The sequence below is a fragment of the Brevibacillus brevis genome (assembly GCF_900637055.1).
Lineage (GTDB): Bacteria > Bacillota > Bacilli > Brevibacillales > Brevibacillaceae > Brevibacillus > Brevibacillus brevis.
Map to the genome: position 1 here is coordinate 4,425,647 of NZ_LR134338.1, position 25,166 is coordinate 4,450,812.

The window sequence follows — 25,166 nt, forward strand, 5'->3', positions numbered from 1 at the left end:
AATGGCATCCTCCCACAAAAATTTTGGCCCGGCAATAGCCTTTTCGCTGCTACTGACGGGCCCACTACCCTACTTTTTCTTTCCGACGACGTTCATCTCCGCTCGGGCTTCCCTTCCCAGCTCATCAGTGGCAACGACCGTCAGTTTTTGTTTGCCTTCCTCTACCTCATGAAGCACCAGGCGAAATAGCCCACGATCATTCGCGTTGGTCTGAAAGCTTTTTGATCCATAGTTGATTTGGAGGTTAACAGCACCAGCACCTGTCACTTTCCCTTCGATGGGCAGCGCTTCACCTTCCTGCCCTTCTAGCTGTTTGTTCGACAGCTGTATCGTCGGAGCTGGTACTGTTCGCGCCTTGTAGGAAGTACGCTGCTCTCCATTACTTATGACGACCGCCCCTGCATTAGCATCCACATACGCATACACCAGCAACATGCTTTGATTGCCTGCACCGTCTTTCCCTTCAAGCAAAATGCGATTTTCTCCCTGCTTCATACTCAAAATTTGCGTTACGTATTTTTGCGCAGGGATTTCCAATTGCTCTTCTTCAAAGTAGGACACAATCTCCCCATTGATACTAACCTGACCTTTATATGTTTGATCCCTGTACATGAAGCGGACCGGAACCAACATGTTCTTGGTTGCTGGATCGAACTGCACGTCTTCGCTGCCATCGTTTAGCAATTGCAGTGTAGGAGGACTCGTATCGACGATGACCCGCTGCGTGAACTGGCGCTTGTTTCCATACATATCCATTGCACTGTACATCACATAATTGAGACCTTCCGTTAATCGCATAATGGTTTCAAATGATCCATCCGTCGCCAGCTTTACAGGCGTTTTGTTAATCGACAAGCGGACTCTGTCCATCATATCCTCGCCTGTTACTTTGCCCCTGAAGGCTACATCCGGCTGCTTGGATATTTTCAGATAAGGAAACAAATCATCCGGGAACTCCACAAATGGCGGTGTGCTGTCGCTTTTCCCGTTAATATGCGCCACACTGATATTTCCTGCATAATCATACGCTACCACACTCATTTTTTTATCCGGCTGATTAATGAGTGTGCTGGACACTTTTGGAGAATAGGGGCCTCCTACCCTTTTGCCGTTTACATAAAGGAAATAGGCCTGGATATCTTTATCACGGCTACTCCACTGAACCTTGTTTCCCGACACAGAAGCTGTAATCACAGGAGCTTTTGTATCCACGCGGATCGGGAGTGTCATCGATTGCCAATTTGCATTGCGTCCGTCTATTTTGGCCTTAATGGAGAATTGGTACTGTCCATCGGGTGCCTGTATATAGGCGCCTTTTTGCGGTGAAAAGATCTTTCCGTCCCAGCTCCATGCTTCTTTTTCCGTGTAATAGTAGGGCGTCCCCAATTTGGATTGGTCGTACTTGCTCACCTTTTCATCACGTACAAGAGTGCGAATCGGCTTGCCTGTCTGGTCTGTTACTTCGACGATAATATGACGGGCATTGCGCAAAAATGTAATGGAAGGAGCAGCGACATCGTAATGCCCATCCCCGTTTGGCGAAAAGGCAATATGATTGGGATCGATTTTTGCACCGCCATCGGCTTTGACACCTGTAACACCTAGATAATCCCGATAGCGCCATTTGTCATTGCGTTTATCGTGATACCAGCTCGTCTTGACACCTGTTCGTTTTTCCTGGCTTTCTGCCTCCCATACGGGCTGATCCATAATCCTTGGTTCATCCCAGTCGCCATAGAAGCCATAAAACGGCGTGCGCAACGTAGGCAATCCCTTATCATCTGGTTGAAAGGAAATAAATCCTTCTGCAAATTGATTGCGTGCTGCGCCTGTTGGAATCGTGAGCGTTACCTTCACTTCCTCTAACTTCCCCGGCGCAACGGTAACCTTAGGAGTGGAAAATTTTAGTTCTGCCCCCTCGAAAAGGGTATTTGTCAGCATGTTGATCCCATTCTTGCGTAAGTCAGTCATGACACCAAACTCATTTTGCAGCTGATACGTAATTGGTTTCTTGCCAAACTTGTTGTTAATAAACAGAGAAAAGGTCGTTGAATTCCCAATTTCTCCCAACGAGACACCTGCTTTTCCTTTTGCAGTCACAACAATGGCTGGCGTCTTGATCGCTTTTGCGATTTGCATCATTCCTGCCCCTTGAACCCGTGGGCTGTAAGGTACTTTTTTTGCTTTCTCCTTATCCTCTGCCGGGATGCTAATTTGCGGATCGATAATCGGTTCTGCAGTATTCATCGCCGCAGCTTTTAACGTATCGACAAGCGATTTGCCTTGCAGGTTCCGCCCTTGCTTGAGATAGCCTTGCTTCAGTAAAGCCATCCCCCCTGCCACATGTGGCGTTGCCATTGACGTACCACTTTTCACGGCATACTCAGACTCACGCGTGAGTGACAAGATGCCCCCACCTGGAGCTGCAATCTCCGGTTTAAACTGCAAATCGGGTGTTGGTCCCCATGATGAAAAAGCCGAGATCGTTCCTCCGTCTGGATACGGCATTGAATTTTGTCCATATTCACCGTTAAATGAGACGGTCACTTTCTTGCCTTTTTTTATCGCTTGCGCCATTTGCTCGCCCATGTGCTTCAAGACAGAAACAGCCGGGATTTGTTTGGCATGCTCCGCACTGATAATGAGTGGCCCCATTTCATTGTTGTAGATGACAGCACCAACTGCTCCTGCTTCTTTGGCGAGGCGCAGCTTTTCGTCGAATGAAATGTCACCTCGCTCGAGCAATACCACTTTATCTTTTACGGAAACATTGTAGTCTTCTTTCTTGCCTTTCCCCATATAGACAAGCGGATACGGCTTCATCAGCGTCATGACTGGGTTTATCGCACCCCCGCCTTCCACATATCCCGATAAATACACGACTTTCTCCATACCGGGTACCCCTTGAACCGTAAAGCTATGGCCAGCTAGTGCTGTAGCATTGACAGAGGCAACAGAAAACGCATCAGGGCTCAAGCCTGGAGAACCGATCATGGCGATATCCGGATTCTGTGCTCGTACCTTATCACTGCCGAAATACGCATCATTGCCGGCCGCTGCCACTACTATGATCCCATTGTCGACTGCTTTCTTCACAGCCATTTGCTCCACATTTGTTTCATCCACATAGCCCGCAGAAGAGCCGAGACTTAAGTTAATGACATCTGCTTTTTTCGTAATGGAATCATTGATCGCAAATAAGATCGATTCACCCAGCCCAGGAATCTCGCTTTGATAATTGGAAAATACTTTTTGGCTGATGAGCTGGGATTCAGGAGCGACCCCTTTAACTTTGCCGTTCGCGCCAATAATTCCCGCTACATGGATACCGTGCTGAGATTCCGATACATCTTCCGTTGTTTGATTACGGTCAGCCCAGTTAAAGCCAGGGATCACCTTCTGGGAAGAACCTGACTTTTGCATGGCTGAACGCTTATCATGCGGAGCAGGCAAATCAGGGTGACGCGGATTGACTCCCGTATCGATCACGGAAATGAGCATTCCTTCCCCTTTTACCCCCGCTTCCTCCCAAGCCTGAGTCGCCTCAATCATTTCCAGCGAATCGACAGGCGCAGATTTTAATTGCTCACCTTGCAATAGCAATTCTTGTCGTTGCCATTCATCTGCCTTCGTTTTATATTCCTTGTCCGCCTTGCCTGTATGTAATGGCTGGTGCATTTCCGCGAGATCCTGCAAAATCTGTGTACGAATGGTCGCCGTTCCTTCAAACGCTGTTGTACTGACAGTCGTTGCGGGAAGCAAAGCCAATATCAATCCAATGCTGCATACCTTTTTCTTCATCGTTTGCCCCCTTGCTGGAAGTCATTCCATTATGTTTTCAGTTTTCACTAGGAAGCGCTTGGGTATTCCCTTCATTTCGCGAAGGTTGACAAACGAAGGATTTTCAGCCTATATTTAAGTGCATTAAATATTACATATCAAATATTCCCGATAACGAAGAAATAGATCAAAGAAGGAGAAGATACGAGCATGCCCTCCCCCTCAACAGATACGCTTGAGCGCCTGCAGGAGGCGTTTCGTACCATTATGCGCACAATGGGAACGCAATTAGCCGAACCTGTCTCTGGTTTAACTGGCCCGCAATTCTACATTCTTCATCAGTTGGAACAGAAGGAAAAATGCACCGTTGGAGAATTGGCTGAATCAATGGGGGTCAAACCTAGCGCAATCACAGCAATGGTCGACCGTTTGGATAAACACGGTTTCGTCGCCCGTGATCGTGATGAGGAAGATCGTCGAGTGGTTTACATCAGCTTGCGTGATTCTGGCAAACATATTTTGCAAGTAGCCAAGCAGAAACGGAGAGAACAACTAAATAAAATGTTTTCTCACCTCAGCGAGGATGAACTCCAGCAGTTCGTCAGCATCTTTGAAAAACTGGCAGTGGCGGCGGTCATTGAGACGAATTGAATAAACTCCTTGTACATTGCTGATGTGGTGGGGAGAAAACAGGAGAAAACGCTCAGCTTCTAGGGCCACCCCCTGGGGGATTGACTGCACGACTCCATGCAAAAAGCGAAACCGCGTCCAAAGTAGTTCTTTCAGGATGTGTCTCAGAGGTGGACGCTTAAAGGCGTGTTTCGCTTTTTGCATTCCGTCTCGGTCGGCGTCCCTAAGATCTTCGCTTATTTCTCCTGTTTCCTCTACGAGCTTTTCGTGTTAAACGGGTTTTAAAAGCCTTAAAAGAATGAAGAATGTAGTCAGTTACGCTAGAGAAGAATATTTCCAGACGTAGCGACTTGTGGAGTCCTACCTAGCGGAGAAGGGATTTGCGGGCAACAGAAACGCAACGTGCCCGGGCGACGAAGCGGCTACCACTTTTGCGTTTCCCCGCAAATCCCTTCGGAGCGGACAGTCTCAGCCTCCAGAGGGACGGAGCCTGGAGCCTAGACTGGAAATATTCTTCTCTCCACTACAGCGGCATATACAGTAAACACTTAAACAAACATTCCTATACTGAAAAAAGGCGTGCATTCCGGATCACCGGTGCACGCCTTTTCTATTGCAAACAATTAGGAGAAGAAGAACTTCTTCACTGCATGTTTGGTTGTTTCTTTGTTCATGTGAGCGATCGAGGTTGTGAGCGGAATGCCTTTTGGACATGCTTGTACGCAGTTTTGCGAGTTACCGCAATCACCGATACCGCCATCTTCCATCAGGGCTTCCAGACGCTCATGCTTGTTCATCATACCCGTTGGATGCTGGTTGAACAGACGAACCTGTGAAATTGCGAACGGACCGATGAATTCAGACTTCGCATTCACGTTCGGGCAAGCTTCCAAGCAAACACCGCACGTCATGCACTTCGAAAGCTCGTACGCCCATTGACGCTCAACTTCCGGCATGCGAGGACCTGGTCCCAGATCATGCGTACCATCGATTGGAACCCACGCTTTTACGCGTTTCAGCGCATCGAACATGCGGCTGCGGTCAATCGACAAGTCACGTTGTACAGGGAAGGTGCTCATTGGCTCAAGACGAATCGGCTGTTCCAGTTTATCAACCAGTGCCGAGCAAGCTTGGCGCGGTCTTCCGTTAATAACCATCGAGCACGCACCGCATACTTCTTCCAAGCAGTTCGATTCCCAGTTTACTGGAGACGTTTTTTGACCTTGTGCGTTGAGTGGATTACGTTGAATCTCCATCAAAGCACTGATCACGTTCATACCAGGACGGTAAGGGATTTTGAACTCTTCCTTGTACGGAGTGCTGTCAGGGCTATCTTGACGAGTGATAATCAAATGAATCAATTTTTCTGCCATGATCAGTTTCCTCCTCTCTTATTTCTTGTCAGACGTATAGTCACGTTTACGTGGTGCGATCAGGGATACGTCGATGTCTTCGTAGTAGATTTCAGGCGCAGTCGTTTCTGCATTGTACTTCGCCATTGTCGTCTTCATGAAGTTTTCGTCATCACGCTCAGGGAAATCAGGCTTGTAGTGAGCACCGCGGCTCTCATCGCGCTTGAGCGCACCAATCGTGATCGCGCGGGACAGTACGAGCATGTTCCACAGATGACGGGTAAACGCCGCACCAGAGTTGCTCCATTTATTCGTATCGTTGATGTTGATTTTCTTGTAGCGTTCCATCAGTTCAACGATCTTATCATCCGTTTTTTGCAGACGGTCGTTGTAACGTACTACCGTTACGTTGTCAGTCATCCACTCACCCAGTTCCTTGTGGATCAGGTAAGCATTTTCTGTTCCGTCCATTTTCAGGATGCTGTCGTATTTCGCTTGCTCTTGGCTAGTAAAGCCATCGAAGAGCGTGGAAGACAGATCATCAGAGGATTTGTTCAAGCCTTTGATGTACTCGATCGCTTTTGGACCTGCTACCATACCGCCATAGATCGCGGACAGGAGGGAGTTCGCACCCAAACGGTTTGCACCGTGCTGAGAGTAATCGCACTCACCTGCTGCAAACAGACCAGGGATATTGGTCATTTGGTTGTAGTCTACCCACATACCGCCCATGGAGTAGTGAACCGCAGGGAAAATCTTCATTGGAACTTTACGTGGGTCATCCCCAACGAATTTTTCGTAAATCTCGATAATACCGCCCAATTTTACATCCAGTTCTTTTGGATCTTTGTGGGACAAGTCGAGGTATACCATGTTTTCGCCGTTGATACCAAGTTTCATATCTACGCAAACGGAGAAGATTTCGCGAGTCGCGATGTCACGCGGCACCAAGTTTCCGTATGCAGGGTATTTATCTTCCAGGAAGTACCAAGGCTTACCGTCTCTGTACGTCCATACACGGCCACCCTCACCACGAGCAGACTCGGACATCAGACGCAGCTTGTCGTCGCCAGGGATTGCAGTTGGGTGAATTTGGATCATCTCACCATTGGAGTAGATAACCCCTTGCTGATACGCCGCAGACGCTGCTGTACCTGTATTGATAATCGAGTTCGTCGATTTACCGAAGATGATACCAGGTCCGCCTGTTGCCAAAATAACGGCATCCGCACGGAAGGATTGAATTTCACCGGAACGCATGTTTTGTGCAGTAATCCCGCGACAGGTTCCTGTATCGTCCAAAACGGCTCCGAGGAAATCCCAATATTCGTACTTGGTTACCAGACCTTCAGCTTCATAACGGCGTACTTGTTCGTCCAATGCGTACAAGAGCTGTTGTCCAGTTGTCGCACCCGCAAAAGCGGTACGGTGATGTTTGGTTCCCCCGAAACGTCGGAAGTCCAACAGACCTTCTGGCGTACGGTTAAACATTACGCCCATACGGTCCAGCATATAGATGATGCCAGGTGCTGCATCGCACATTGCTTTAACTGGCGGTTGGTTTGCCAAAAAGTCTCCGCCATATACTGTATCGTCGAAGTGCTCCCATGTGGAGTCGCCTTCCCCTTTGGTATTTACCGCACCGTTAATACCGCCCTGCGCACAGACAGAGTGGGAACGTTTTACCGGAACCAGGGAGAACAGCTGAACAGGAACGCCTTTTTCTGCTGCTTTGATGGTAGCCATCAAGCCGGCCAAACCTCCACCGACAATGATCAGTTTACCTTTTGCCATGAGTTTTGTCCCCCTATCCCTACAAAATGAAAGCCGACATCGCACGCAAGCCGATGAAGGTTACAACTACGAATACGCCCAAAGTCAGGAATGTTGCAATGCGTTGGGAACGCGGCCCAACTGTAATTCCCCAGTGAACCAGGAACGACCACAGTCCGTTGGAGAAGTGGAAAGTCGTGCTAATAATCCCGATTGTGTAGAATACGATCATTGCAGGACTGCTCAAAATGTTTGCCATCATGTCATAATCCACGTGTGCACCCAGTGCTTTTTGGATACGAGTTTCCCAAACGTGCCAAACAATAAAAATGAGGGTAATGACTCCTGTAACGCGTTGCCACAAGAACATTTGGTTTCGGAAGTAACCGAAGTTCCCTACGTTATGCTTCGCTTGGAACGCAATGTAGAGACCGTAAACAGCGTGAAACAGGATCGGGAGGTAGATCAAGGCAAATTCAAGTACTAACAGAAATGGAAGGCTTTCAATGAAGCCTACTGCCTGGTTGAAAGCTTCAGGCCCACGAGTCGCTTGATAGTTGGCGGTCAAGTGGAACACGAGGAAGAGCCCGATCGGAAACAAACCAAGAAGTGAGTGTAGCTTGTGACTGAGAAAGCTATGGCCTTTCGCCATACAATGGTCCCCCTTTCAATGTATGTAACTCTCAATTCTGTGAAAAACGTCAAGCATCACCGCAAGCGGTCCAAAACGGTTTTCGGCCGTTTTGATAGACCTTTCCCCAATATCCTAACCCATTGCCTTACCCATTAGACATAGCAAAACCGCCACGATCATTTTATGAAAAGCATCTTGACGCTGTTCACAAAAAGACTGCGTTCACTAGATCAACTGAATTTGTCGGAATGTGTCAAAATACGAGAAAAAGTTGGGCAAAACTTTGACCAAATCCAATTGTACTCTTGTCGACACAGAGCGTCAAGACAATCAATGTACTAAATACATTGATAGAATAACTTTGTTTAGTCCAGCTATTTTTTCTATTACGATGTCATGAATGCGGGCCCCTCCTCATAATCTAGTACAGACAGGAGGGAAGCACATATGAAAGAGAAGGATCAGCTTGCAGCACTGTTGCCGCCGGAAATCATTCCCTATGCGGAAAGAATGAATATGCCCTATCTTGGCTATCATCTTCTACGCGAAACGCTGACCAGTACCCTGCTAGGCGATAGTGAAAACCATATTCTCTATTGGATAGGAAAAAATATGGGCCGCCAAATCCCCATTCAATCTGCAACAGGCCCGATTATGCCTTTTATTCGGCTTGGATTAGGCCAGCTAGACGTCGTGGAGGAAACCGGGCAAACTATCGTTTATTCACTCATCCATTCTATTTTTAGCTATCAGTCTATAGAAAGACTAGGATGCAGTCTTTCTTTTGAGGCCGGGATCATCGCAGGTATGATTGAGCAGTGGAAAGAAAGAGAAGCGTTCAGCAAAATCGAAATGGAAAGCCCCTCAAACATACGTATAACTGTACAAGTGGCGTCATGAAGAAAATGCCCCCTCTACCTATAACAAAGGGAGAGGGAGCATCCATATTTTATACTCCGTGCACGATCGCGGTTTCCTTGACATCCAGACCATATGCCGAATGAAGGCTGCGAACAGCCAGCTCTGTCAAGGCTGCTGGAATGACGCAAGAAACCTTGATATCAGACGTAGATACCATTTTAATAGAAATTTCTTTTTCTGCCAGGACGCGGAACATTTCGGCAGCTACCCCTGGATTGTTGATCATGCCTGAGCCAACAATTGATACCTTGGTCAAGCCTTCCTCGAAATCGATTTTTTCAAAGCCGAGCTCGTTTTTGTTTCTGTCCAACGTATCCAGTGCTTTTTTCAGGTCATCCGCTGCAACGGTAAAAGAAATGTTCGTAACAGACGCATCATAGGAGCTTTGGATAATGATATCCACGTTCACCTGATTGTCCGCCAGCGTATTGAACAGACGGGAGAGCGTCCCGACCTTTGCAGGCATGCCGACAACCGTGATTTTGGCAACATCTTCATCGTGTGCAACTCCACTTACTACTCTTCCTGTTTCCATGTTGGCAACCTCCTCAACGTACGTACCATCTTCGGCAGTAAAGCTCGAGCGGACGACCAGCCTTACCTTGTATTTTTTCGCAGCCTCTACTGACCTTGGATGAAGAACCCCTGCACCGAGGTTCGCCAGCTCCAGCATCTCATCGTACGAGATCGTATCCAGCTTGCTCGCAGCTGGAACGACTCGCGGATCAGCTGTATACACCCCGGACACGTCCGTAAAGATTTCGCATTTCTCAGCGTTCAAGCTCGCTGCGAGTGTAACCGCAGATGTATCCGATCCACCGCGGCCGAGCGTCGTTATTTCACCTTCGTCACTGATCCCTTGGAATCCTGCCACGATCACCACACGACCACGGCCGAGCTCCGATTGAATCCGCTCTGGATCAATTTGCTTGATCCGTGCTCTTCCGTGAATCGCCTCCGTGGTAATCCCAGCTTGCCAGCCCGTTAGAGAAATAGCGTCGTAGCCTTTGCTATGCAAGGCCATCGACAAAAGCGCGATCGATACCTGCTCCCCCGTGGTCAGCAGCATATCCATTTCACGCTCGGATGGGTATGCGCTAATCTGCTTGGCCATGTCTACCAACACGTCAGTAGATTTCCCCATTGCAGAAACAACGACTACCACATCATGCCCTTCCTCTTTGTAGCTGATTATTCGATCCGCAACTCGTAAAATTCGCTCAATGGTACCTACAGAGGTGCCTCCATATTTCTGCACGATCAACCCCATGCGGCTTCTCTCCCTTTTTCTCATATCCAATGTTGGTATTTATCTCGTATCGTATGGTTTTTCACTATTCTCTCTATAAGGAAAAGTCTTGCATTTTTATTTTACAAAAAAGGCACCGACAAGGAATAAGACCTGCCGCTGCCTACTGTTTCGACATACCGGTTCCTCCCTCCCAATACACGCGGACAACGAAGATTGACAGTCATCACCATCAAAACTCACATTGACACACCGTGAGATAGCTCTCCATCTGACAATTGGTCATTGTGCAGATGACAGTCCTGCATTTGTTCAACGCAGACCCAGCATGGAGAAAAGCGGGTTTCCCTCCACACTTCGGCGAATTCCCCTTTCCCGTTCCCTTCACAGATACCCGATCTCAGGGTGGTACTCTTGGTTTTCGCGCCTCTACCTCACTCCATAATGGAAGTGAGGCTAACTATTCTGTTTGAATCGGATTATAACATGAGTCTAAAAATGGATCAATTCCTTTTTAGAGGTCGTTCAAAAAGTTGCATTTGCTATGTGTCAAGCTTGCGCAAATGAGCGATGATTTCTTTCGCCAGCTTGTCGCCGATCCCTAATTGGCGGAAGTCTTCGACGGTCGCCTCCCGCATTTTTTTCAACGAGCCAAAATGAGAGAACAACAGCTTGCGTCGCTTCTCACCGATACCCGGGATCTCATCCAACTGCGAGGAGAGCATCGTTTTCGTCCGGGATTGTCTGTGGAATGTAATAACAAAACGGTGGACTTCATCTTGGATGCGCTGCAACAAATAAAACTCATAGCTATCCCGTCTAAGATTCACAGGCTCTGGCGGATCTCCGTACATGAGCTGAGCGGTGCGGTGCTTCTCGTCCTTCGCGAGTCCACAGACGGGAATATAGAGGCCCAGCTCGTTTTCCAGCACGTCCATAGCCGCACTGATTTGGCCCTTCCCACCATCGATCACAATCAGGTCAGGCATCGGCTGGTTTTCTTTCAGCAGGCGAGAGTAACGACGACGAACCACTTCGCGCATGGAGCCGTAATCATCTGGCCCCTCGACGGTTTTGATCTTGAATTTGCGGTATTCCTTTTTGTCAGGGCGCCCGTCTGTAAACACAATCATCGCAGACACAGGCTCGGTTCCCTGAATGTTGGAGTTGTCAAACGCTTCAATTCGATGAGGAACCGGAATCCCTAAAATGTGACCAAGATTGTGTACCGCTTGGACTGTACGAGCATCGTCCTTGGACATCAGCGCGAACTTCTCCTGCAAAGCAATACGGGCGTTCTCGGAAGCCATCTTCACGAGCTCATGCTTTTTGCCTCTTTTCGGAGCATGGACTTTGATGCCCAGCCATTCACTCAACAATTCCGGTTCACTTTCTTGCGGGAGCAAAACTTCTTTTGGCAGCGCATTTTGCTTGTCGTAGTAGAACTGGCTCACATATGACATAAAGTCTTCGGTTTCGCTGCCATAGTATGGAAAGGAAGTCGTCTGACGCTCGATCATCTTCCCTTTTCGCATATAGAACACCTGAATGCACATCCAGCCTTTTTCCACAGCGAACCCGATAATGTCGCGGTCTACCGTATCGGTGAACGTGATCTTCTGCTTCTCCATCACCGCTTCGATGCTCTTGATCTGATCGCGATATTCCTTTGCACGCTCGAACTCCATGTTTTCTGCGGCTTGCAGCATTTTTTCCGTAAGGGTTTGCTTCATTTCCTCATGACCACCATCGAGGAACCGGCTGATTTCGTCCACCAAACGCTGATTTTCCTCTGCCGATACCTCGTACACACAGGGCGCAAGACATTGTCCCAAATGGTAGTAAAGACAAACCTGCTTGGGCATATTGCGGCATTTGCGCAACGGATAGAGGCGATCCAGCAGCTTCTTCACCTCGGAGGCATCTCCGGCATTTGGATACGGACCGAAATACTTGGCTTTATCTTTCAATACCTTACGGGTAATCTCCAGGCGTGGCTGCGCCTCATTCGTAATTTTGATGTACGGATACGTCTTGTCGTCGCGGAGCATGACATTGTAACGCGGGTCGTGCTCTTTGATCAGGTTGCACTCGAGGATGAGCGCCTCAATCGCTGAGGATACCACAATGTACTCAAAGTCCACGATCTCGCTGACCAACAGCTGCGTCTTCCCGTTATGACTGCCTGTAAAATAAGAGCGGACGCGGTTTTTCAGCACCTTGGCTTTGCCTACGTAAATGATTTCCCCGCTCGCATTTTTCATCAGGTAGCAGCCTGGCTTATCTGGCAGGACGGCCAGTTTATCTTTTAAGGAGCTGTTCATGGCTGCTCCCTCCCCTTTCTATATCTGTCTTGCATCTATTTGTTCTTGTGGAATGGCTTTTCCAATACATATAGTTCATCTTCCAAGGAACTCATCCGTTCCACCAGCAGCTTCCGGCTGTCTTGCACCCCTTGATTGTAATAGAAGGGACCAAGCTCTTTTGAAAAAAAGGCAATCAACTCTTCCGTTTCCAAATTGCCAAGTGTCTCCGACCGTTCTTCTTTAAAATAGCGTTGTACTTGATGAACTAGATATTCCATTTGCTCTCTCGTCAATTTGGCTGGCATCGTATCCGGCTTCCTTCCCTTTTTCAACTCAGAAGAGAATATACGTTCTATCCTTCATAGTACCATGGAATGAATACGAAAAAAACTGCCGCCTCATTCCATAGCGACAGTTTTTTATAGGCAAACCTAGTGCTTGCGACCGCCCAAATACGCTTCTTTTACACGCTCGTCGTTTAACAATGATTCTCCTGTGCCGTCCAATACGATTTGCCCTGCCTCCAGTACATACCCGTAATCAGCGATTTTGAGGGCCTGTTTGACATTTTGCTCCACGATGAGGACGGTTGTACCTTCCGCATTGATTTCTTTGATCACCTTGAAAATGTCCGCCACCACGATGGGAGCCAAGCCCATCGAAGGCTCGTCCAATAGCAACAGCTTCGGTCGAGACATCAATGCGCGAGCAATGGCTAGCATTTGCTGCTGACCGCCAGACATCGTCCCTCCCAATTGAGAAAGCCGTTCCTTGAGGATGGGGAACCAGGTCATCATCTTCTCCATGTCTTCCTTGATGCCTTGTGCATCGTTGCGCTGGAATGCGCCCATCTCCAGGTTTTCCAGCACGGTCATCTTCCCGAGGATCGCACGCCCTTCTGGTACCAAAGCCAGTCCGGCTTTTACAATCTGATGCGGTCTCGAACCCTCTATGCGTTGACCACAAAACGTAATCGTCCCTGCTTCCGGCTTCAGTTGACCTGCGATCGTGCGCATGGTTGTGGTTTTGCCCGCTCCGTTCGCCCCGATCAGCGAGACGATTTTGCCCTCAGGCACTTCCAGCGTTATGCCACGAATTGCCTTGATTTGACCGTAGGAGGTCGTCAAATTTTGTATATTCAGCATCTTATTCGTCCTCCTTGCCGAGGTAGGCTTCAATCACATCTGGATTGTTTTGTACTTCTGCCGGGGTGCCGTCAGCAATTTTGACTCCAAAGTTGATACATACGACCTTTTCACACAGGTTCATGACCAATCCCATATCATGTTCGACCAACAGGACAGTCGTCCCGTCATCGCGAATTTTTTTGACCAGCTCCATGAGCGCTTTCGTCTCAGTCTCGATCATTCCGGCAGCAGGCTCGTCCAAAAGCAAGAGTTTTGGCTCAGTAGCCAGTGCCCGTGCAATCTCCAGACGCCGTTGTTGACCGTAGGCCAGTGTATCCGAGCGGACGTCAGCAATGTCAGACAAGCCTACGAATTCGAGGAGCTCCTCCGCTTTTTTGGTAACAGCCTTTTCTTCCGCACGTTGTCCCGGCGTTTTCAAAAGGGAAGCCCAGAAGCCTGCCTTCATGCGCGAATGACATCCGACCTTCACGTTGTCCAATGCACTCATGTGACCGAAGAGGCGAATATTTTGGAACGTCCTCGCAATCCCCATTTCGGTAATCTTGTTAGGCGCCATTCCATTTAGCTTTTGTCCGGCAAAAGAAAAGGTACCCGTCGTTGGTTCGAATATGCCCGTTGCCATGTTAAAAATGGTCGTTTTTCCCGCACCATTCGGACCAATCAAGCCGACAATTTCGCCCTCGCCGACAGTAAAAGAAACGTCACGAAGAGCGGTGATGCCGCCAAAGCTTTTTCCTACGTTCGCAAGTTCCAGCAACATCCTACACTCCCTCCTTCGCTTCCTTGTCCGATGACTTGCCCCGACGACGCTTGAACAGCTTTTGGAACGTATCGGCACCGATCAAGCCATGCGGGCGGAACGCCATTACACCGACCATGATCAAACCGTACATGAGCATTTTGTACTCGGCTAAACCACGCAGCACCTCCGGCAGTGCTGTCAAAACCAAGGCCCCGAACAGCGGACCCCAAACCACTTCACTGCCGCCGATCACGGCATAAGACAGAATCTCTACGACTTTATGATAGTTAAAATCATCTGGCGTAATAGTCGTCGTAATGTGGGCGAACAATCCTCCGCACACCCCTGCCAAAATCGAACCGATGACAAAAGCAAGCATCTTATAATAGTTGACTTGCAGTCCCATTGCCCGCGCTGCCGTTTCATCTGCTTTGATCGCTTCAAAAGCACGTCCCAGACGCGAACGGTTCAGACGCAGCGTCAGGAAAAGAACAAAGGCAAACAGGAGCAGCATGAACACAAAGGTCGATAATGACTTCATTTGCATGACCGAAATGCCAAAGGTTTGTGCTTTTAACCCCATAGCTTTTTCAAAATCGTACAAGTAATTGCCAATCGATTGAAGTCCGGTCAGCCCCAGTGCACCGTTCGTAATCTCCATATTGAGAAAAATAACGCGAATCACTTCTCCAAAGCCAAGCGTAGCAATTGCCAGGTACAAGCCGTGAAGCTTCAATGTCGGAGCACCGATCAAGAGTGCAATCAGCCCTGCCGCCAGTCCTCCGATTATGATGGCGATAAATAGCGGCATGTCCGCTTGCTTCGTCAAAATACTCGCTGTAAAAGCACCAATGCTCATAAAGCCCGCATGTCCCAAAGAAAGCTGACCCGTCGAGAGCGTAATGTAAATACTGATCGCCAAAATACTGTTTAACAAAATAAAAGTAAGTACCTGTAAGTTATATGGATTGAGAATGTCCAATATCTGCACCTCCCTTACGCTTTGCGTCCAAATAGTCCTTCCGGCTTCAAGAGCAAAATGAGAATGATCAAGCCAAAAGCAACCGCATCCCGATACGACGAGTCTCCGTACGCGACGGTAAACACCTCGATAATCCCGAGCAATACGCCACACACCATGGCTCCCGGAATGCTGCCTACTCCGCCTAAAATCAAAACGGCCAAACCTTTGAAGCCAAGCGTCATTCCCATCGTCGGAATGAGAGCGGAGTATGCCATCCCGATCAATATGCCGGCGACGCCTCCCAGTGCCGAAGCAAGCATGACAGTAACAACAATGACCATATTCGTGTTAATCCCCAAAATATTTGCCGTATCCGTATTTTCAGCCGTCGCGCGAATGGCTTTTCCCATTTTCGTTTTTTGAATCCAAAAATGCAGGACGAACATCAGCAACACAGAAATCCCCAAAATAACGAGATCGACGCTGCGAATTTGAATGAGCCCCAAGTCAAAAGTGGTATCCCCAAAGGATTGCGGGAACGCACGGGAGTCAGCACCGAAAAACTTGTGCATGGCTTCCTCCATCAAAATGGCAAATCCGATCGTACTAATCAAAGATGCCAGATGGGGTACATTTTTTTTGCGAAGTGGACGAAGCGCTGTGTACTCCAACACAAGACCCAAAATGGCCGATATCACGACCGCTACGATCAGCGCTACCCCTAAAGGCATATTCAGGCTGGTCATCAATACCAAGCCAACCAGTGATCCAAAAATAAAAATTTGGCCGTGTGCCATATTAATGATTCCCAAGACACCAAAAATGAGCGTATAGCCCAATGCAATCAATGAATAAGTGCTACCAACTGTCAAACCGTTGACTAATTGCTGCCAAAACAAATGCCTCACCTCACTGTTAAGTGGTTAACATCCAACGATGATTGCGTTATTCTCGCTGGATCAGCAAGCGAAGAACATGATCGGGTACTTTCTGATCCAGCGAGATAACGATAGAAAAAGAAGCCCGGAGCGACCCCGGGCACAATCCTATTCAAACGGGACGAATTTGCCTTCTTTTGCGACTACGACAACCGCATCACCAATCGGATTGCGTTTCTCGTCAAAAGACAGTTTGCCGGATACACCTGTGAAGTCTTTCAGCTGAGCCAATTGTCCGCGCAACTCTTCGCGTTCTGCTTTTCCTGCGGCAAGCAGTGACTGCGACATGATATACAGCGAGTCGTATGCTTGGGCAGCAAACTGGTCAGGCTTTTTGTTGTATTTGGCTTCGAATGCTTTTACGAAGGCTTGTACTTTTTCATCTTTCTTTTCAGGGCTGAATGGAGTTGCAACGATCAAGCCCTCAGCAGCTGGACCAGCAATTTCAAAAACTTTCGGATTATTGAAACCATTGCCACCAAGAATGGTCCCTGTAAAGCCCAACTCACGTGCTTTTTTCACAACCATGGAGCCTTCTTTGTACAAGGCGGACACTAGCAAAGCGTCTGGGTTTGTTTGCTTCAGCTTGGTCAATTGTGCCGAGAAATCCACATCGCCATTTGCGAAAGTCGCTTCACCGGTAATCTCCAAGCCCAGCTTTTCAGCGGTTGCTTTCATGACCTTGTAACCATTTACGGAGAAGTCATCGTTAGAAGCATGGATAAGTGCTACTTTTTTCAAGCCATTTTTCTCCACGGCTGCTTTCATAGCTGTCGGAATCGCAATGGATTCAGGCAAAGAATTGCGGAACACGTACTCCCCGATATCATTGATCCCTTCTGACGTGTTGGAGATACCAAAAATCGGAGTTTCCGCCTCGTTTGCAACTGGTCCTGCAGCAAACATTTCTCCGGAAAGTGTCGGTCCGATGATCGCCACGACATTATCCTGATTAATCAGTTTATTTACCGCATTAATCGCGCCTTCTTTTTCTCCGGCGGAGTCTTCAAACTTCAGTTCGATCTTGAGCTTGCCTTTGTTTGCTTCATTCAGCTCGCCCAACGCCAACTCCAATCCTGCTTTTTGTGCTTCTCCATAGGCTGCGCCAGATCCTGAGAGGAAACCAACCACACCGATTTTCGCTTGAATCTCTTGGCCGTCGGTGCTAGCTGCTGGCCCAGAGCCACCCTCGCCTGCGGCAGGAGCACTTGTATTTCCGCTCGAACATCCGACCATCAATACCGCCCCTAGCGAGATGGCCGCCAGCGAGCGCATCAAATGAAATCCCTTCATTAAAAAAGCCCCCTCTATTTTCGAAATAAATTGAATATATGAAGTTTAATCAAAGTATTCTAAAAACGCAATTATTTTCGCTCAAGTAAACTTAATTTTTTGACAAACGATCGCTCAGAATTCTGTATTAAACATAGAAAAAAGCGGCATATTGCTATGCCGCTTCACTCGTTGCTATATGATTACAGATGTTTGCCTACAGTTGCCATGAGTGCTTCTTTTGGTTGGAAGCCAATTACTTTGTCAACTGGTTGACCGTCTTTGAATACGATCAGCGTTGGGATGGACATTACACCAAAACGACCAGCAGAATCTGGGTTGTCATCCACGTTTACTTTGACGATTTTGAGCTGGGAGCCCACTTCACCGTCGATTTGCTCCAGTACAGGAGCGATCATTTTGCAAGGGCCGCACCATGGAGCCCAGAAGTCAACCAGGACTGTACCGCCTTGCTCTACTTCCTGGGAAAAGTTTTGATCGGTAGCATTTACAATTGCCATGAGAAGTTACCTCCTTGAATTTCAATTGCTAAATAAAGGTTCCTAACGGTTATCAGTATATCATTCAAACACCAAATTGACTACGCCGCTCCACACTTTGCCCTGCACTTCTCGCTTTAGTCTGTCCAGTCTGGCCGTACCTTATTGCCCCACTTGTTTTAGCCGGTTGATCTCCCGTTCGTGGTCACTAACTTTCCGATGCAGCAGATCAAGGTCTGCATCAATATGTTTATTTTGGCGTTCCAATCTGTCTAATCGGCGGGTAGCGTCATCGCGGAATTCGTACATTTCATCACGAAACGCATGCATCTCATCACGAAACGTGTACATCTCATCACGAAACGCGTACATCTCTTTCTTAAACTCACGCAGCTCCTGCTGTGTCTCTTTTACAAGCCGATTATTCTCCGCCACCATGTGTATCAGTTGTTGCAAAAGCTCCTCGCTCATCCCGATCACCTCTCCTTACTGCCTATTATACCAAGCAAGGAAAGCATAAAGTAAGCCTTGCGGACAAAAAAAGCGCCCCAAAAGGAGCGCCTTGTTACCGTTTATCTGTTATACCAACACTTTTTTAAACTCAGCCGTCAGCAATGGCAGCACTTCGAACAGGTCACCTACAATACCGTAATCAGCCACTTGGAAGATTGGCGCTTCCGGATCTTTATTGATGGCAACAATGACTTTCGAGCTGGACATACCAGCCAAGTGCTGAATCGCTCCCGAAATTCCGCATGCGATATACAGATCAGGTGTAACAACCTTACCTGTCTGTCCGATCTGCATGGAGTAATCGCAATAGTCTGCGTCGCAAGCGCCACGAGATGCACCAACAGCTGCACCGAGTACTTCCGCCAGATCGTACAACGGCTGGAAGCCTTCTGCACTCTTCACGCCACGTCCACCGGATATCACGACTTTTGCTTCGGAAAGGTCTACTTTGCCGCTTGTTTTTCTTACAACATCTTTTACGATCGTGCGCAAATCCTTGATATCCAATTCAACTGGTACCACCACTGCCGTTTTCGAAGGGTCAGCAGCACCGATGGCAATGTTGTTTGGACGAATCGTAATAAAGGTTGTTCCATCAACAAATTTGCGTGTTTGCGTCGCTTTTCCTGCATAGATCGGGCGAACAAATACTGGGCCCGCTTCTACACTTGTTACGTCCGAAACCAGACCGTAACCTAGTCTCGCTGCTACGCGAGGTGCGATGTCACGACCGATCGCGGTGTGACCCAAAACAACTGCATCTGGAGAAGCCAGCTCAATCAATTGCGTGAGTGCCTGCACATATGCATCTGGCGTGTACTGTGCCAAAGCTGTATGATCAGCCGTATACACCGTGCTCGCACCATGCTGACCCAATGTCACTGCATGCGTTGCTGCGTCTGCTCCGAATACACCTGCTACAATTTCGCCGCCCTCAGCCAATGCTTGTGCTGCAGTCAATGCTTCTAGCGACACGTTGCGAAGTTGTCCGTCACGTACTTCTGCCAATACAAGTACTTTTTTCATGGATATCCTCTCCCTCTCGCTTAGATCACTTTCGCTTCATTGCGCAACAGTTGCACCAATTCCGACGTTTGAGCTGCCAATTCGCCAGAGAGAATGCGACCCGCCTGCTTTTTCGGAGGCAATGTCTGATCAACGATTTCTGTCTTTGCTTTTACCTCATCCGCAGTAATTCCCAAATCCTCTGCGCCGAGTCTATCCAATGGTTTTTTCTTCGCTTTCATGATACCTGGGAGAGAAGGATAGCGCGGCTCGTTTAGTCCTTGCTGAGCCGTAATCAAAACAGGAAGGCTCGTCTCCACGACTTCCAGGTCACCTTCTACATCGCGCTCTACGCGTACATTTGTCCCGTCCACCTCTAGCTTCACAGCAGTCGAAACATGGTTAATTCCCAGTTCTTCTGCGAGACGAGGACCGCCTTGGCCAGCCCCGGAGTCTACAGCCATTTGTCCACCAATGATGATATCGAAGCCAACCTTTTTCGCTACTGCAGCCAATACTTTGGCGATCGTGAATTCGTCTCCGAACAGAGACTCGTCATCCACCAGAACAGCCTTGTCTGCGCCCATTGCCAAAGCAGTGCGCAGTGCACTTTCAGCACGGTCCGGGCCGACGCTGATCACGGTTACTTCGCCGCCGTGATCTTCCTTGAGCTTGATTGCCTCTTCTACAGCGTACTCATCGTAGGGATTAATGATGAATTCAACGCCATCTTCGGAAATTTGTCCGTTTTGGATGACGATTTTTTCTTCTGTGTCAAACGTCTGTTTCAACACAACCACGATATTCATCAGGATGCCTCCTCCTTAGTGGTACCTCATACTTGTGAAGCTATATGCTCAACTACCGATCTGCGAATTGCGGCTTGCGCTTTTCGAGAAAAGCAGTCACGCCTTCTTTTACGTCCTCTGTCGCGAATGCATCGCCAAAGAGCTTTGCTTCTTGCTCCAAGCCCTGTGACAACGAAATCTCCGTTGTGTTGTGGATGGACGCTAGGGCAAACTTCAGGGTAATCGCGCTCTTACTTGCGAAAACAGCTGCCATCTTTTGCGCTTCTCCAAGCAACTGCTCTACGGGATAAACCGCTTCCACAAGACCGATGCGCAAAGCTTCCTCGCCACCGATCATCTCAGATGTGAGAATCATTTGTGTCGCTTTGCCACGGCCAACCACACGTGGTAGACGTTGCGTACCACCGTAGCCAGGAATGAGTCCGAGATTCAACTCAGGCAACCCGAGCTTGGCTTCAGGTGCTGCCAAGCGGATATGGCATGCCAACGCAAGCTCCAATCCTCCGCCAAGGCAAGCGCCGTTAATTGCTGCAATGATTGGCTTCGGGAACGTTTCCAAGCGATTAAACAATGCTTGACCCTTCTTCGCCAGTTCTTCCGCATTATCCCGATTCAGTTGGGTAAATTCTTTGATGTCTGCTCCTGCAATGAAAAACCGACCTTCGCCAGTCAAAACGATTGCTTTGATCTCATCGTTATTTTCCCACTGGTCCAAAAGTTCACTCAATTGACCGAGCACTGCTTGACTGAGTGCGTTAGCAGGCGGGTTGCTAATCGTAACCGTAGCAACGCGATCAACGATTTCTACATTCCAATGCGACGCCATTCCTCTCCCCCCAAACTCTCCCCATATATAAAAACAGTTACTTTTTCATTCCGAGCGATCGCTCAGTCTTACTGTTTCCATTGTAACAAACGTTTTCATGCAAAAAAAGCTTTTCTTTTCATTCTTTTCCCTTCATACCAAGCAGGAAGAGGTTATGAATGGAATCAACATAAGAGACAAGGTCGTACTTGCACTGTTTCATCACCCAAGATGTCGTCACTTCGTCCAGCGTTCCAAAAATCATTTTGCGCGTAATCCGCACCTCCAGATCGGATCGGAATACGCCCTGTTCCATACCCTCTACGATCACTTCGTCAATGAGGTTGAAATACTGCTTCATCACGTTGCCGATTCCTTCACTAATGATCGGACTGGATTGGCGTAGCTCGATTTGCGTCACTTTTGCCAGATCATGATCCTTGGATAGCTGGCTCAAGTGTGCATGAATGAGTACATACAGCTTTTGCTCAATGGTCGTCGCTTCCGAAATGCGTTTGCGGTTTGTCTCCACAAACTGGCCCATCTTTTCGTTAAACAGTGAAATCAAAATATCATCCTTGTTTTCAAAATAGAGGTATATGGTGCCGTCTGCTACCTTCGCCTCTTTCGCAATTTTCGATACCTGGGCACTGTAATAGCCCTGTCTGGCGATTACTCGAACAGCAGCATCAATAATGGCTTGATACTTTTCCCCCGTTTTCTTTGCCATAACTACCTCCACGTTTACTAACATTGATGACGAAATGAATGATCACTCATTCATAATTAGTGTAATACAGGGCCACTCCTCTGTCAATCGCAAGGGATCAGCAAAAAAGGCCGCTTTCCGCCTGGGATCGCAAGCCTCAAAACACCAGCTACTAGCTCGTTTTGATTTCCTCCTGGGCTTCCCTTTTCTTCTTGTCTTCATCTTGTAATTGGCGACGCAATACTTTTCCGACCATGGTTTTGGGCAAATCTGTACGAATCTCGTATTGTCTCGGAATCTTATAGGCGGCAAGTCTCTGTCTGCAATGCGCTTCCAGATCCTCTTCGCTCGCGAGCTGTCCATCCTTGAAAACGACGAATGCTTTGACTGTTTCGCCCCGGTACGGATCAGGGACACCGATGACTGCTGCCTCCTGGATGGCGGGATGCTCAAACAGCACTTCTTCTACTTCGCGCGGATAAATATTGAAGCCACCGGCAATAATCATGTCTTTTTTGCGATCTACGATATAGAAATAGCCATTCTCGTCCATATAGCCCATATCTCCCGTCAAAAACCAGCCATCCTTTAATACAGCTGCGGTATCCTCTGGGCGATTCCAATAGCCGAGCATGACTTGGGGTCCTTTTACGGCCAACTCCCCGACCTCGCCTTGGGGCATCTCTTCTCCTGTTGCCGTATCCACAATTCGGCAATCCGTATCTGGCCACGGCATTCCGATGCTTCCTGTAATGCCTTTTTCCCAAATGGGATTGGAATGTGTTACAGGAGAAGCCTCCGTCATCCCATAGCCCTCGACCAGCTTGCCGCCCGTCAACTCCTCAAATTTGAGCTTGACTTCGATCGGCAACGGAGCTGATCCACTGACACATGCGTCGATGGAAGAAAGATCATGCTTCTTCAAGTCCGGGTGGTTGATGAGACCGATATACATAGTTGGTGCCCCTGGGAAAAGAGTAGGCTTGCGCTTGTCAATCATTTCAAATATTTGCTTCACGTCGAATTTGGGAACGAGAATAATTTCTGCTGCGATACAAATGCCTTTGTTCATCACGGTAGTCATCCCGTACACGTGGAATAGCGGGAGCACACACAAAATCCGTTCCTGTCCCTTTTTCAGCTTGTAAAGGACTGCTTGGCACTGGACTGCATTCGCAATGAGATTGGCGTGCGTCAGCATGACGCCTTTGGCAACACCTGTTGTCCCCCCTGTATACTGGAGGAGCGCGATATCCTGGCTCGGATCGACTGGTACTTCCACAGGCTTGGTAGCGCTTTCTTTTAATACGGAAAGAAAAGGCTCAATATCTGCGCTGTATGTAACCTGCGGATTTTGTCCTTGTTTCTTCTGCACGAACGGATAGAGCCATTTTTTCAATAAGGGAAGGAAATCGCCAATGCTTGTGATGATGATTCGTTGAAGTGAGGTAGATGCACGGACTTGGGTAACACGTTTGTACAACAAATCCAGTGTGATGATGGTCTCGGCGCCTGAATCGTTCATTTGGTGAATCAATTCTCGCTCGGTATACAGCGGGTTGGTCATAACCACGATGGCACCTGCAAAAAGCGCTCCGTAGTAGCTGATGACTGCTTGTGGAGTATTTGGCAGCATAATCGCCACGCGGTCTCCTTTCTTTACACCGCGCTTGATCAATGCATTGGCAAATTGGTATGACAACTGCAAAAGCTCTCGATACGTAATGCTTTTTCCCATGAAATAGATCGCGTTACTGTCTGGATACATAGCTGCAGACTGCTCCAGAAAATGCGTCAAAGGAACACGGGGGTAATCCAATGACGGCGGAGTTTCGGGCGGGTAATTGGCAATCCAAGGCTTGGCATTTGACATGGTCATTCCCTCCATCCCTTAAATGGCCTTGCCTCTCCCTATGATCTACATTCATAATCTCTTCCTAATGACTATTGTATTCGAAACATATTCAATTTTCCAACTAAAATCATGTACTTTCCATCTGGGACAAGCCATTCGACGAAAAAGGACATAGCCCATGATGAAAGCCATGTCCTTTGCCCTTATAATCTTTGTGTATTACGGTGTTACTTCCTTGATAATTTGCTGGCGTGCTCTTTCCCGTTCAGATGTGGGGACGAGATGATACCAGCCAACGATTCCATTATGCCAAATGCGCTCATCCTGCCCGACCAATGTATCAGCTTGAATGGAGTTCGGAGTGCCATCGCCATAGGACAATAGCAGAGAGGCGATTTCCTGCTCAGTGAGGTCCGTTTTCACATGCTGACCCAGAATTTCCATGAGTGAGAATGCCTTGGTATACACTTGGAGCGAGGTGCCTTTTGAAGCCAATGCTTGGAGAATCTCCTGCTGTCGGCCAATCCGCATATAATCACTGTCTTCCTTGCCCAGATCACTTTTGCGATAACGTGCGTAATCCAATGCCTGCTCACCTGATAAAGTCTGCAGCCCTGGTTGAATGTCGATATACGTGTCGTCGCTCGGATCGCTGTATTTCATGCGTTTCTTCACATCGACAGTGACACCTCCGAGCTCGTCCACAATTTGACGAAAGCCATCGAAATCTACGGAGATATACCGATCAATTTTTATATGTAAAAATTTCTCCAGCGACTCTTTCACCATCTTTGGACCACCAAAAGCCATCGCATGGTTCACTTTGTCGTATCCTTTTCCCGGGAGCTCCATGTAGCTATCACGTGGAATCGCCAAAAGGTAGACCGATTGCTTCCCAGGATGAATCGCCGCAAGCATCATTGTATCTGAACGTGCACTCTCCCCGTCTCGACTATCCACCCCAAGAAGCAGAGCAACGAAAGGCTTCAATGGTTCTGTTCCTGTCAAAAGATTACGTGGAGGAAGGGAAACAGCTGCCTGTTTTGCGTTCCCTTTTGCTCCATCAATCGGAGCATACCACTGATTTGTCATTTGCTTGTAGTGATAGGCACTGTAGGCAACCAGCAGCAACGCCCCGATCGCCAAACAGGAAAAGGTATGAAACGCAATCTGTTTTCCATGTCGCTTGAAAAATGACCATATAAACATGACAAAGCCTCCCCCTTTGCTTCCATTTTTAACAGGGGAGACTTCGTTTAAA

General features: G+C 48.1%; 22 protein-coding genes and 1 riboswitch. Of the genes, 2 read left to right on the top strand and 20 right to left on the bottom strand.

What is annotated here, in order from left to right:
• Positions 1-69: 69 nt before the first annotated feature.
• Positions 70-3,801, bottom strand: coding sequence for a S8 family serine peptidase (locus tag EL268_RS33745; protein ID WP_106655738.1), 3,732 nt, complete (start codon positions 3,799-3,801; stop codon positions 70-72).
• Between the two features lie 189 nt (positions 3,802-3,990).
• On the opposite strand from EL268_RS33745, the gene EL268_RS21295 reads away from it, so the two are divergent.
• Positions 3,991-4,431 (top strand): MarR family winged helix-turn-helix transcriptional regulator, encoded by a 441-nt coding sequence (locus EL268_RS21295; protein ID WP_106655737.1) that lies wholly within the window; start codon positions 3,991-3,993, stop codon positions 4,429-4,431.
• A 602-nt stretch (positions 4,432-5,033) separates the two neighbouring features.
• On the opposite strand, the gene sdhB is transcribed toward EL268_RS21295, so the two are convergent.
• The 3 genes from sdhB to EL268_RS21315 are packed head-to-tail and all read right to left on the bottom strand — an operon-like array spanning position 5,034 to position 8,187.
• Entirely contained in the window at positions 5,034-5,783 is a 750-nt protein-coding gene (gene sdhB / locus EL268_RS21305) for a succinate dehydrogenase iron-sulfur subunit (RefSeq protein ID WP_049737738.1), read from the bottom strand.
• Between the two features lie 18 nt (positions 5,784-5,801).
• Positions 5,802-7,556, bottom strand: coding sequence for a succinate dehydrogenase flavoprotein subunit (sdhA, locus tag EL268_RS21310; protein WP_106657576.1), 1,755 nt, complete (start codon positions 7,554-7,556; stop codon positions 5,802-5,804).
• 19 nt (positions 7,557-7,575) lie between these two features.
• Positions 7,576-8,187: a succinate dehydrogenase cytochrome b558 subunit gene (locus EL268_RS21315; RefSeq protein ID WP_106657575.1), complete on the bottom strand. Its 612-nt coding sequence runs from the start codon at positions 8,185-8,187 to the stop codon at positions 7,576-7,578.
• 429 nt (positions 8,188-8,616) lie between these two features.
• On the opposite strand from EL268_RS21315, the gene EL268_RS21320 reads away from it, so the two are divergent.
• Complete coding sequence (locus EL268_RS21320; protein WP_106657574.1) at positions 8,617-9,069, top strand: YslB family protein; 453 nt, start codon at positions 8,617-8,619, stop codon at positions 9,067-9,069.
• Positions 9,070-9,118: 49 nt separating this feature from the next.
• On the opposite strand, the gene EL268_RS21325 is transcribed toward EL268_RS21320, so the two are convergent.
• From EL268_RS21325 to EL268_RS21400, 16 genes are all read right to left on the bottom strand, one after another.
• A complete protein-coding gene (locus tag EL268_RS21325) occupies positions 9,119-10,360 on the bottom strand; it encodes an aspartate kinase (protein ID WP_106657573.1) in 1,242 nt (413 codons plus the stop codon).
• Between the two features lie 231 nt (positions 10,361-10,591).
• Positions 10,592-10,779: riboswitch (Lysine riboswitch) on the bottom strand.
• Positions 10,780-10,881: 102 nt separating this feature from the next.
• Positions 10,882-12,663: an excinuclease ABC subunit UvrC gene (gene uvrC, locus EL268_RS21330; protein ID WP_106657572.1), complete on the bottom strand. Its 1,782-nt coding sequence runs from the start codon at positions 12,661-12,663 to the stop codon at positions 10,882-10,884.
• A gap of 35 nt (positions 12,664-12,698) precedes the next feature.
• Complete coding sequence (locus tag EL268_RS21335) at positions 12,699-12,950, bottom strand: DUF2164 domain-containing protein (RefSeq protein WP_106657571.1); 252 nt, start codon at positions 12,948-12,950, stop codon at positions 12,699-12,701.
• Positions 12,951-13,076: 126 nt separating this feature from the next.
• Entirely contained in the window at positions 13,077-13,790 is a 714-nt protein-coding gene (locus EL268_RS21340; protein ID WP_106657570.1) for an ABC transporter ATP-binding protein, read from the bottom strand.
• Between the two features lies 1 nt (position 13,791).
• Positions 13,792-14,553, bottom strand: coding sequence for an ABC transporter ATP-binding protein (locus EL268_RS21345; RefSeq protein ID WP_106657569.1), 762 nt, complete (start codon positions 14,551-14,553; stop codon positions 13,792-13,794).
• Between the two features lies 1 nt (position 14,554).
• A complete protein-coding gene (locus EL268_RS21350) occupies positions 14,555-15,526 on the bottom strand; it encodes a branched-chain amino acid ABC transporter permease (RefSeq protein WP_106657568.1) in 972 nt (323 codons plus the stop codon).
• Positions 15,527-15,531: 5 nt separating this feature from the next.
• Positions 15,532-16,398 (bottom strand): branched-chain amino acid ABC transporter permease, encoded by an 867-nt coding sequence (locus tag EL268_RS21355; protein WP_048031973.1) that lies wholly within the window; start codon positions 16,396-16,398, stop codon positions 15,532-15,534.
• A gap of 147 nt (positions 16,399-16,545) precedes the next feature.
• Positions 16,546-17,730, bottom strand: coding sequence for an ABC transporter substrate-binding protein (locus EL268_RS21360; RefSeq protein WP_106657567.1), 1,185 nt, complete (start codon positions 17,728-17,730; stop codon positions 16,546-16,548).
• Positions 17,731-17,912: 182 nt separating this feature from the next.
• Positions 17,913-18,230, bottom strand: coding sequence for a thioredoxin (gene trxA / locus EL268_RS21365; protein ID WP_007722428.1), 318 nt, complete (start codon positions 18,228-18,230; stop codon positions 17,913-17,915).
• A gap of 141 nt (positions 18,231-18,371) precedes the next feature.
• Positions 18,372-18,680, bottom strand: a complete 309-nt coding sequence (locus EL268_RS21370) for a hypothetical protein (RefSeq protein WP_106657566.1) — start codon at positions 18,678-18,680, stop codon at positions 18,372-18,374.
• 108 nt (positions 18,681-18,788) lie between these two features.
• Positions 18,789-19,748: an electron transfer flavoprotein subunit alpha/FixB family protein gene (locus EL268_RS21375; RefSeq protein WP_106657565.1), complete on the bottom strand. Its 960-nt coding sequence runs from the start codon at positions 19,746-19,748 to the stop codon at positions 18,789-18,791.
• Between the two features lie 20 nt (positions 19,749-19,768).
• Complete coding sequence (locus EL268_RS21380) at positions 19,769-20,536, bottom strand: electron transfer flavoprotein subunit beta/FixA family protein (RefSeq protein ID WP_106657564.1); 768 nt, start codon at positions 20,534-20,536, stop codon at positions 19,769-19,771.
• A gap of 52 nt (positions 20,537-20,588) precedes the next feature.
• Positions 20,589-21,362, bottom strand: coding sequence for an enoyl-CoA hydratase (locus EL268_RS21385; protein WP_106657563.1), 774 nt, complete (start codon positions 21,360-21,362; stop codon positions 20,589-20,591).
• 118 nt (positions 21,363-21,480) lie between these two features.
• Positions 21,481-22,071, bottom strand: a complete 591-nt coding sequence (locus EL268_RS21390; protein ID WP_088906587.1) for a fatty acid metabolism transcriptional regulator FadR — start codon at positions 22,069-22,071, stop codon at positions 21,481-21,483.
• Between the two features lie 151 nt (positions 22,072-22,222).
• Positions 22,223-23,923, bottom strand: coding sequence for an AMP-binding protein (locus EL268_RS21395; protein WP_164724503.1), 1,701 nt, complete (start codon positions 23,921-23,923; stop codon positions 22,223-22,225).
• A 201-nt stretch (positions 23,924-24,124) separates the two neighbouring features.
• Entirely contained in the window at positions 24,125-25,114 is a 990-nt protein-coding gene (locus EL268_RS21400; protein ID WP_106657561.1) for an LCP family protein, read from the bottom strand.
• Positions 25,115-25,166 lie beyond the last annotated feature (52 nt).

Coding starts and splice junctions, on each gene's coding strand:
- EL268_RS21380 (WP_106657564.1), bottom strand. CDS start 20,536: ATGAATATCGTGGTTGTGTTGAAACAGACGTTTGACACAGAAGAAAAA.
- EL268_RS21315 (WP_106657575.1), bottom strand. CDS start 8,187: ATGGCGAAAGGCCATAGCTTTCTCAGTCACAAGCTACACTCACTTCTT.
- uvrC (WP_106657572.1), bottom strand. CDS start 12,663: ATGAACAGCTCCTTAAAAGATAAACTGGCCGTCCTGCCAGATAAGCCA.
- EL268_RS21390 (WP_088906587.1), bottom strand. CDS start 22,071: ATGGCAAAGAAAACGGGGGAAAAGTATCAAGCCATTATTGATGCTGCT.
- EL268_RS21370 (WP_106657566.1), bottom strand. CDS start 18,680: ATGAGCGAGGAGCTTTTGCAACAACTGATACACATGGTGGCGGAGAAT.
- EL268_RS21395 (WP_164724503.1), bottom strand. CDS start 23,923: ATGTCAAATGCCAAGCCTTGGATTGCCAATTACCCGCCCGAAACTCCG.
- EL268_RS21385 (WP_106657563.1), bottom strand. CDS start 21,362: ATGGCGTCGCATTGGAATGTAGAAATCGTTGATCGCGTTGCTACGGTT.
- EL268_RS21375 (WP_106657565.1), bottom strand. CDS start 19,748: ATGAAAAAAGTACTTGTATTGGCAGAAGTACGTGACGGACAACTTCGC.
- EL268_RS21335 (WP_106657571.1), bottom strand. CDS start 12,950: ATGCCAGCCAAATTGACGAGAGAGCAAATGGAATATCTAGTTCATCAA.
- EL268_RS21320 (WP_106657574.1), top strand. CDS start 8,617: ATGAAAGAGAAGGATCAGCTTGCAGCACTGTTGCCGCCGGAAATCATT.
- sdhA (WP_106657576.1), bottom strand. CDS start 7,556: ATGGCAAAAGGTAAACTGATCATTGTCGGTGGAGGTTTGGCCGGCTTG.
- EL268_RS21295 (WP_106655737.1), top strand. CDS start 3,991: ATGCCCTCCCCCTCAACAGATACGCTTGAGCGCCTGCAGGAGGCGTTT.
- sdhB (WP_049737738.1), bottom strand. CDS start 5,783: ATGGCAGAAAAATTGATTCATTTGATTATCACTCGTCAAGATAGCCCT.
- EL268_RS21340 (WP_106657570.1), bottom strand. CDS start 13,790: ATGCTGAATATACAAAATTTGACGACCTCCTACGGTCAAATCAAGGCA.
- EL268_RS21400 (WP_106657561.1), bottom strand. CDS start 25,114: ATGTTTATATGGTCATTTTTCAAGCGACATGGAAAACAGATTGCGTTT.
- EL268_RS21360 (WP_106657567.1), bottom strand. CDS start 17,730: ATGAAGGGATTTCATTTGATGCGCTCGCTGGCGGCCATCTCGCTAGGG.
- EL268_RS21345 (WP_106657569.1), bottom strand. CDS start 14,553: ATGTTGCTGGAACTTGCGAACGTAGGAAAAAGCTTTGGCGGCATCACC.
- EL268_RS21325 (WP_106657573.1), bottom strand. CDS start 10,360: ATGGGGTTGATCGTGCAGAAATATGGAGGCACCTCTGTAGGTACCATT.
- trxA (WP_007722428.1), bottom strand. CDS start 18,230: ATGGCAATTGTAAATGCTACCGATCAAAACTTTTCCCAGGAAGTAGAG.
- EL268_RS33745 (WP_106655738.1), bottom strand. CDS start 3,801: ATGAAGAAAAAGGTATGCAGCATTGGATTGATATTGGCTTTGCTTCCC.